Source organism: uncultured Campylobacter sp. (assembly GCF_938018035.1).
In the GTDB taxonomy this organism is placed as follows: domain Bacteria; phylum Campylobacterota; class Campylobacteria; order Campylobacterales; family Campylobacteraceae; genus Campylobacter_B.
This window is the reverse complement of the sequence record NZ_CALIJF010000216.1, coordinates 1-7,052: the sequence shown is the minus strand read 5'-3', so window position 1 is coordinate 7,052 and position 7,052 is coordinate 1. Positions and strand designations below refer to the sequence as shown.

The 7,052-nt window shown below is 48.4% G+C and carries 10 protein-coding genes and 1 pseudogene; all 11 read right to left on the bottom strand.

Going from position 1 to position 7,052, the window contains the following annotated elements; translation table 11 throughout:
* Nucleotides 1–1,201, bottom strand: a 1,201-nt coding sequence (locus tag Q0257_RS06795) for a penicillin-binding transpeptidase domain-containing protein (protein ID WP_298023210.1), incomplete at its 3' end; no start/stop codon positions are given.
* Nucleotides 1,198–1,686 (bottom strand): hypothetical protein, encoded by a 489-nt coding sequence (locus Q0257_RS06790; RefSeq protein WP_297880117.1) that lies wholly within the window; start codon nucleotides 1,684–1,686, stop codon nucleotides 1,198–1,200. The genes Q0257_RS06790 and Q0257_RS06795, both read right to left, overlap by 4 nt.
* A complete protein-coding gene (locus Q0257_RS06785) occupies nucleotides 1,653–2,468 on the bottom strand; it encodes a GNAT family N-acetyltransferase (protein ID WP_366517501.1) in 816 nt (271 codons plus the stop codon). The genes Q0257_RS06790 and Q0257_RS06785 overlap by 34 nt, the downstream gene beginning before the upstream one ends.
* A gap of 112 nt (nucleotides 2,469–2,580) precedes the next feature.
* A complete protein-coding gene (locus Q0257_RS06775) occupies nucleotides 2,581–3,480 on the bottom strand; it encodes a GTP-binding protein (RefSeq protein WP_298023208.1) in 900 nt (299 codons plus the stop codon).
* Nucleotides 3,477–3,992: a lipopolysaccharide transport periplasmic protein LptA gene (lptA, locus tag Q0257_RS06770; RefSeq protein ID WP_177389112.1), complete on the bottom strand. Its 516-nt coding sequence runs from the start codon at nucleotides 3,990–3,992 to the stop codon at nucleotides 3,477–3,479. The genes Q0257_RS06775 and lptA overlap by 4 nt, the downstream gene beginning before the upstream one ends.
* Nucleotides 3,956–4,489 carry an LPS export ABC transporter periplasmic protein LptC gene (gene lptC / locus Q0257_RS06765; protein WP_298023206.1) on the bottom strand — a complete coding sequence of 178 codons (534 nt, stop codon included), beginning with the start codon at nucleotides 4,487–4,489 and terminating at the stop codon, nucleotides 3,956–3,958. Before lptC ends, lptA begins: the two co-directional genes overlap by 37 nt.
* Before the next feature lie 67 nt (nucleotides 4,490–4,556).
* On the bottom strand, nucleotides 4,557–5,045 hold the full coding sequence (locus Q0257_RS06760; protein WP_177389116.1) for an HAD-IIIA family hydrolase: 489 nt from the start codon (nucleotides 5,043–5,045) through the stop codon (nucleotides 4,557–4,559).
* An 86-nt stretch (nucleotides 5,046–5,131) separates the two neighbouring features.
* On the bottom strand, nucleotides 5,132–6,079 hold the full coding sequence (locus Q0257_RS06755; RefSeq protein WP_298023205.1) for a substrate-binding domain-containing protein: 948 nt from the start codon (nucleotides 6,077–6,079) through the stop codon (nucleotides 5,132–5,134).
* 1 nt (nucleotide 6,080) lies between these two features.
* On the bottom strand, nucleotides 6,081–6,230 hold the full coding sequence (locus Q0257_RS06750) for a hypothetical protein (protein ID WP_298023204.1): 150 nt from the start codon (nucleotides 6,228–6,230) through the stop codon (nucleotides 6,081–6,083).
* On the bottom strand, nucleotides 6,227–6,451 hold the full coding sequence (locus Q0257_RS06745) for a hypothetical protein (protein WP_298023203.1): 225 nt from the start codon (nucleotides 6,449–6,451) through the stop codon (nucleotides 6,227–6,229). Before Q0257_RS06745 ends, Q0257_RS06750 begins: the two co-directional genes overlap by 4 nt.
* A gap of 245 nt (nucleotides 6,452–6,696) precedes the next feature.
* Nucleotides 6,697–7,052 (bottom strand): annotated as a pseudogene (gene hisB, locus Q0257_RS06740) (imidazoleglycerol-phosphate dehydratase); the annotation flags it as partial.

Here is a 7,052-nt window from a genome sequence, read left to right as displayed (position 1 = left end):
CAAACTCATTGGGCAGATCAACGCCTGTTTTACTACCAAACCCCAGACGCTGCAGATACGCGGACATATAGTCGATCCCCACCAGCAGTGAGCCTTCGTAAAAATACACGTCGCAGCTACCCTTAATCGCCTCTACTAGGTTCACGCGGCCGTGACCCCAGCTCTTCCAGCAGCGAAATTTACGCCCCCCTAGCTCTATCGCGCCACTGCAAAACACGCTCCAGTTCTCGTTGATCTTGCCGCTGTTTAAAAAGCTCATCCCTACAGCCATTTTAATGACGGAGCCCGGCGGATAGAGGCCGTTTACGAGCTTATTCGTAAACGGATGGCGCGGATCTTTTATCAGCTCGTCCCACTGCGTCTGCGAAATTCCGCCTACGAAGGTGTTCAGATCGTACTCGGGGAAGCTGCCCGCCGCGATGATAGCGCCGTCGCGCAGATCCATCACTATCGCTACGCCGTCTTTATCTTTAAAAATTTCCTCGAGGTATTTTTGCAGCTCAAGATCGATGGTAAGCGAAATTTCACTGCTGCTGGGCTCTTGCATCGAGATCTCCTCCACGACCTGATTTAGCGCCGTAACCTTCGTCTTGCGCTCGCCCTTGCTGCCCTGCAAAAGCTCGTTATAATACCCCTCGACGCCGCTTCTGCCGTTGTATCCGGTAAGCGCGCTTAGAGGGTTGTTTTGGATATCTTTTTTATTGGCGCGGCCGACGTAGCCGATGATGTGCGAAGCAAGCGCGCCGTAAGGGTAGAAGCGTTGCGAAGCGGGCGAAATTTTGATATTTTCGTGCAGGCTTAGGCTTGCAAAATGCTCTATCGTAGCGTTGTAGTCCAAAAACGGCACGACTTCGATAAAGTCTTGATTATAAGCGGAATTCGCGTCCTTGTAGCTCTTGCTCATCGCGGTGACGTTGAGATCTTTGAAGTAGCGCGAGATGTTATTTAGCTCGCTTTGCAGCGCGCCGTCTTTTAGGTGCGGCGCGATCGATAGAGAAAAGCCGAGATTATTTATCGCGAGCGGGCGGCCTTTGGCGTCTAAAATTTGACCGCGCACCGGCGGGATGTATTCGGTAGAGATGACGTTGTTTTTAGCGACCTGCTCGTAGAATTCGTTCGATTTGATCGAAAGATAATAAATTCTAACCAAAAGCATGCTAAAAAATAGTATCACAAATACGAATACGAACTTTAGCCTCATACCAGCCGCCCCTTAAAAAAGAGCAGAGCAAGCAAAATTTCAATCACGATGTAATTTAAATACTCGCCGCTTAGGGGCAGATACTCGCTCTTTTTGATCGCAGAGATCGCGTTGCTCACCACAAAGACCAAAACATAGCTAATCATCACGTAAAAGCAGATCAAAAAATTTCTAAATTTAATATATTTAAATGAGTTTTCATAGACCACGAAATAAAATATACAATACGCGATAGCCACGCTAAATAGGTTAAATCCGTGGATCTGCTCGGCGCAAAACAGATAAAAAATAGAGAAAAACCAGGTAAAGCCGAACTTTTTAAATTTCACGTCGTTTTCATATTTTTGCACAACCATCGCCGTGAAAAAAAATCCGATCAGCGGCGGCAGCCCCCTATACACCGCACTTAGAAGCAGATAGAAAAGAACCCCCGCGCTAAAAAGCGTGTCCGCTATAAGGTATAGATAAGTGCGATTTCGTTGCATACCGGAAACTTTTTGCATTTAATACAATCGGCCCAAATTTTTTGCGCGGGCAGCTCATCCTTTGGGATTTCGGTAAACCCCAGCCGCTCGAAAAATTCCTTTTGATAGGTGAGCGTAAATACGCTTTTTAGCCCGTAAAATCTCGCCTCGTCTAGCAGCTCATTTACGATAGCTCTGGCAATGCCCCGCCTGCGAAACTGCGGAGCGACGATGAGCGAGCGCACCTCGGCAAGATCTGCGTTAAAAATTTTAAGCGAAGCAAAGCCCGCCAAAATTTCGGCATCTTTTGCGGACTGCGATTCGCAAAGCTGCGAAAGATCATTCTTAAAAACGCCCGCGCTTTGCGAATATCCGCTCCGTAAAATTTGCTCTTTGCCCGCTTGCGCGCAGCCCGCTCCGGATATAGCTTGCAGCGCGCTATTTTGTGGCGCGCTATTTTGAGACGTAGCTCGTTGCGACGTAAAACTATCTGCGGCATCTTCGACGGAATTTTCAGAAGTAATTTCGGCAAAATTTTCGGCGGAGCTTTGGATTAAATTTAAATCGGCATTGCGTGCTAAATTTAAATCGGAATTCTCGGCTAAATTTGAATCGGAATTCTCTTTAGAATAAAAGCTCATATCTGCCTTAGAATCGCAGCCGAACGCCAGCACGTATGAGCGGATATTGGCAGCAATCTCATCGCTTTCAAGCGGCAAGATCACGCCGTTTTGAACCTCCTCTTTTACGAGCTCCTGCATACGCGAAATGTCGCAAAGGCGCGCCTTTTTTAGCCGTATCATCTAAAATTTTCCCTAATCTTTGCGCGATCTTGGCGGCGCATTTTATATCCGCTGAATTTAATTATTTTGAAATTCTGCGCCGCTAAATTTAACGTATTTAAATTTAGAAATTTCATAATCCAAACGCCCCGCGTACGATGATCTCGCGCGCTTTTTGTAGCCCGCTACCTTTTAGCGTAGAGACCAAAACGGCCTGCGGATCGTGCCTCAAAAGCTTTGCGCGCTCGCTTTGGTTGAGCTTGTCGGCTTTGGTGTAGAGCCTCACAACCTTTTGATCGCCGCGCAGAAAACTAGCGAGATAGTTTTGCAAATTTTTATCTATCGTAAGATCAAACTGCCTCGCGTCGATGAGATGGACGAAAAGCTTGATATTTAGGCGCTCTTTGATGAACTCGTCGAGATTTTTTTGCCAGATATAATGCAGTTTTTTAGAAACCTTAGCGTATCCAAACCCCGGCAGATCCACGAAGATCAAAGAGATATTTTCCCCCAAGCTCGCAAGATCCGAAAAGGCGGGGTTGCCCGCTAAATTTAGCGCGGATTTGTCGCTCGAATTTATTTCGGAGCTTTGCGCTGAATTCGGCGCGAAACCTGCCGCAAGATCTGTCTCGCGATCCGATCTAAAATCCACCGAGACGCTTTTTAAATTTAAAACGAAATCTTGCTTTAAATTTCGCTCAGACGCCGCAGCCTCCGCGTGATCTTGCGCGCAATGCGCAGCCGAGCTTAAAGCCTCTTTGCTCGCTAGATCTTGCGGCGTTTCATTTTGCGAGCCATCCGAGTCTGCGGCAAGCTTTTGTTTAAATTTAACTTCGAAAAAATTTATCAGCTGCGTTTTGCCCGGCGTCGAGCTTGATTTGGCTAGATTTTTGCGCCCGGTAAGCGCGTTTATCAGGCTGCTTTTGCCGACGTTGGAACGCCCCAAAAACGCCACTTCGCTCATCGCAAACTCGGGCGCACCCGCGATATTTGCGGCGGAGGTGATAAACTGCGCGCTGCTAGGATAGATCATTTGTTTTGATCTTCGACCTGAAAGATCAGCCGCACGGGCTTTTTCTCGCCGCCGCCGCTTTTTACTTCGTAGGTGCCCTTTTGGCGATTTACGATGATTTTATCGCCGTAAACCTCCTTTTTAGTCTCGGCTTCGTGCAGATAGGCATTGTTTTCAAGCGTATAAGCCTCGATAGTAGGATCGTAGGTCAGCACGCCGCCCTTGCCGTCATAATGCTTCTGATTGAGTAAAATTTTAAAATTTGCGTTTCCCGTCGCGACGTATTTGGTAGGCTGGCGCTTGGCGTCGAAGTAGATCGTCACTTTATCGGAATTTAGCGTATCGTAAGCGCCCTTTTTGATGCGGACATTGCCGGTTAGGACACTGATCTGCTTGATCTCGTCGGCGAAAAAATTATCCGCCGTGACCTCGACCTGCTCCTGCGCGGCGCTAAGAGTAGTCGCGCCAAAGCCCGCAATTAGCGCAGCTGAAAGTATTAGTTTGTGGAGTTTTGATCTTTTATTAAATACCATGCGTGGATTCCTTTTGAGTTTGTTTGTTTGGTTTTGGTGTCGTAGCTTATACTTGCGCCCGTGATGCGGTCGCCGCCTTGGCGTAGCACGTACGGTACGTCGGAGCGGACGATCTTGCTGCTCGTATCGTAGATGATCTCCTGCGCCGTGTAATCAAAGCCTCTACTGTTTACGTAATGCGCGTCGCCGTTAAATTTTATCAGCTCGCCTGCCCGCGTCGCGATTTTTGAAACCAAAGTATGATTCAGATCCGCGCTAATCTCCTCGGCTTTAAAATTTACAAACTCGTCGCGATCCTTATAGCGCGTGCCGCCATCTGCGATAAATTTTGCATCCACACGCTCGCCGATCTGATAATCGACGATCTTTTTCATCTCCATATTCGCAATGCTTAGATCTTGTCTAAACATATCGCTAAAATACGGCGTCTGCACGCTTAAAAACACCATCGCGACGCAAAAGATCGCAATCGCGACGTAGAAAATCTTTATCACCATCGCTCGGCCCCTTTTGATCTGCGCGGAATTTCGCCTCTCGCAGGCTCTCTCACGCGCGCTTGCAAAACTACAACCATTTGCTATTCCACTCTTCGCGCATGCCGTTTTTATCGACGAGTATTTCGATCATCTCGCGCACCGCGCCGCAGCCGCCGTTTTTGCTTAGCGCGACGTCCGCTTTTAGCGAGCTTAACGCATCGGCAGGCTTGAAGCTAATCGCGACCGCATTTAAAAGCTTCGCGTCGTTTATATCATCGCCGATCGCGGCGGCCTCATCGAAGCTTAGGTTAAAATTTTTTAAAATTTGCTCCGCCCTTGAGAGCTTGTCTTTTTCGCCTTGAAAGAGCGTATCGATCTTTAGCTCGCGCGCGCGGTTTGCGACGATTTGCGAGCTTTTGCCGGTGATGATCGCGACCTTTAGCCCCAGCCGTTGCCACTCCTGGATGCCAAACCCGTCTTTTACATTAAATTTCTTCATCTCTTCGCCGCCGTTTGAATGATACAGCCCGCCGTCGCTAAGGCAGCCGTCTACGTCTAAAAATATGATCTTTATCACTTCGTTTTCCGTTTTTTGAAATTTTGTGATTTTAACGAAATTTGGCTGAATTTTTGGCAAACGGCGTATAAATTTAAGCTGCGATCTTAGCCCTTAATCGGCACGTAGCCGCTATTTTCGATGATGCTTTGCCCCTGCGGCGAAAGGATCCAATCTATCAAGATGCGGATATTTTCGTTTTTATTATTTTCGTCGTAAACCGCGTAAATTTCGGCTACGAGCGGGTATTTGCGGCTAGCGATATTTTCTTTGTTCGGATACGCGCCGTTTAAGCTAAGCATCTTCACGCCGCCGTTTCGCACAATCCCCTCGACGTAGTATCGAAACGAAAAGCCGATCGCGCTACCGAAAAAGCCCGTGATCTTGCGCTTAGGCTGCGTTTCACCCATAAATTTTAAAAACGCGCTCTGGCTGCCGCTGCCCGCGTTTCGCTGCACGGCATCTATGCGCATACGCTCGCCGCCTAGCTGCGACCAATCGTCAAACTCCCCAGAATAGATCCCTCGCACCTGATCCACGCTTAAGCTTGAAACTTTGTTATTCGCATTTACGATAAAGACGAACGCCTCCAGCCCGATCGGCACAAAGCGTAAGTTTGCGCCCTTTTCGCGCGCATAATCAAGCTGCTGCTTCGAAGGGGCGGCGACGAAAATGAGATCCGCCTCGCCGTCGCTTATGGCCTTGTATGCGCCGCGAGTGTTGCTAAATTTAAGCCTGCTAGCATCGGTGAAATTTTGCCCGTCAAATTTCACGCTGTCCTTCGGATAGCTCGCCGCGACGAACGCCGAAAATACGGGATACAAAGCCGCTGCTCCGTCGATTATCGGCAGATCGCCGCTAAGTTTTAAGCTAGAGCTAACCCGCACGATCTGCGAGCCATGCTCAAACGGCAGAAATTTATGCAGCTCGATCGATTTGGCCTGCATCTCGGCGCTGCTTTGATTTACGTATCGCTTCACGATGAGGCGATAGAACGCAAAATCGAAAGCCGCCAAGATAAACACCAGCAAAATGGCGATAATTGCACGCTTCATCTTAGTTTCCGTTTGCGATATAGGAGATGATCGAGCATTTGCTCTGCAGATACAGCGCCGCTGCGACTAACGCACAAACGCTAATCGCCCAAGCCGTAAATATTACAGCGATCGTTTTTTGAAAAATTTCATCGCTCATTTTGTGTCTCACATATGCGCAAGCGCGCGGTCAAGTAGCCATAAAAAGCCGACCACCGCGCCCGTGGAACACGCAAGCGCAAGCGCAGAAAGGATCAGAAAAATTTTATCCTTTCTGCGGCGCGCGGGTTCGTTTTTTGATCTGATAAATTTTACTAAACGCACGACGAACCAAATAAACGAAACGATCGGCAGCGCGAACAAAAGGAAAATAAAAATCGAGAAAGAATCCATATCTCACCTTCAAAATTTAATACGCAAAGCGATATTTCGACGCAATGCGGGCGCAAAATTTTAGACAGCCTATACGCGCGCCGCTGGTTTAAAATTTCAGCCAAGCGGCGTGCCTTTGCAAATCAATTCTAGCAAAGACGGAATTTCACGGATTTTAAGCGAGCGGCGAGAGTAAAATTTCAAACGTCGATAAAATTACAAAACCGCGAATTGTCAATTTTGCTAAATTTAGCGCGCATTTGCCGCTATAAAACGCCCTTAGTGCTAGGCACGCCGGCGCGCTCGTTGATACTTATCGCGCGACGGAATGCGACGGCAAACGCCTTAAACGCGGCCTCTGCGACGTGGTGCAGATTTTCGCCGCGGATCTGGCTTAGATGCAGCGTTAAATTTGCGTTGAAAGCCAGAGCGCGGAAAAATTCCTCCACAAGCTCGGCATCGAATTCGCCGATCTTGCCGCGCTTCAGACTCGGGCAATCAAATACCAAAAACGCGCGGTTGGAAAAATCAAGCGCCGCCGAAACCGCCGCCTCGTCCATCGCCACTACGCTATCGCCGAAGCGCTCGATGTTTTGCGCGGGATAGATCACCTCTTTGATCG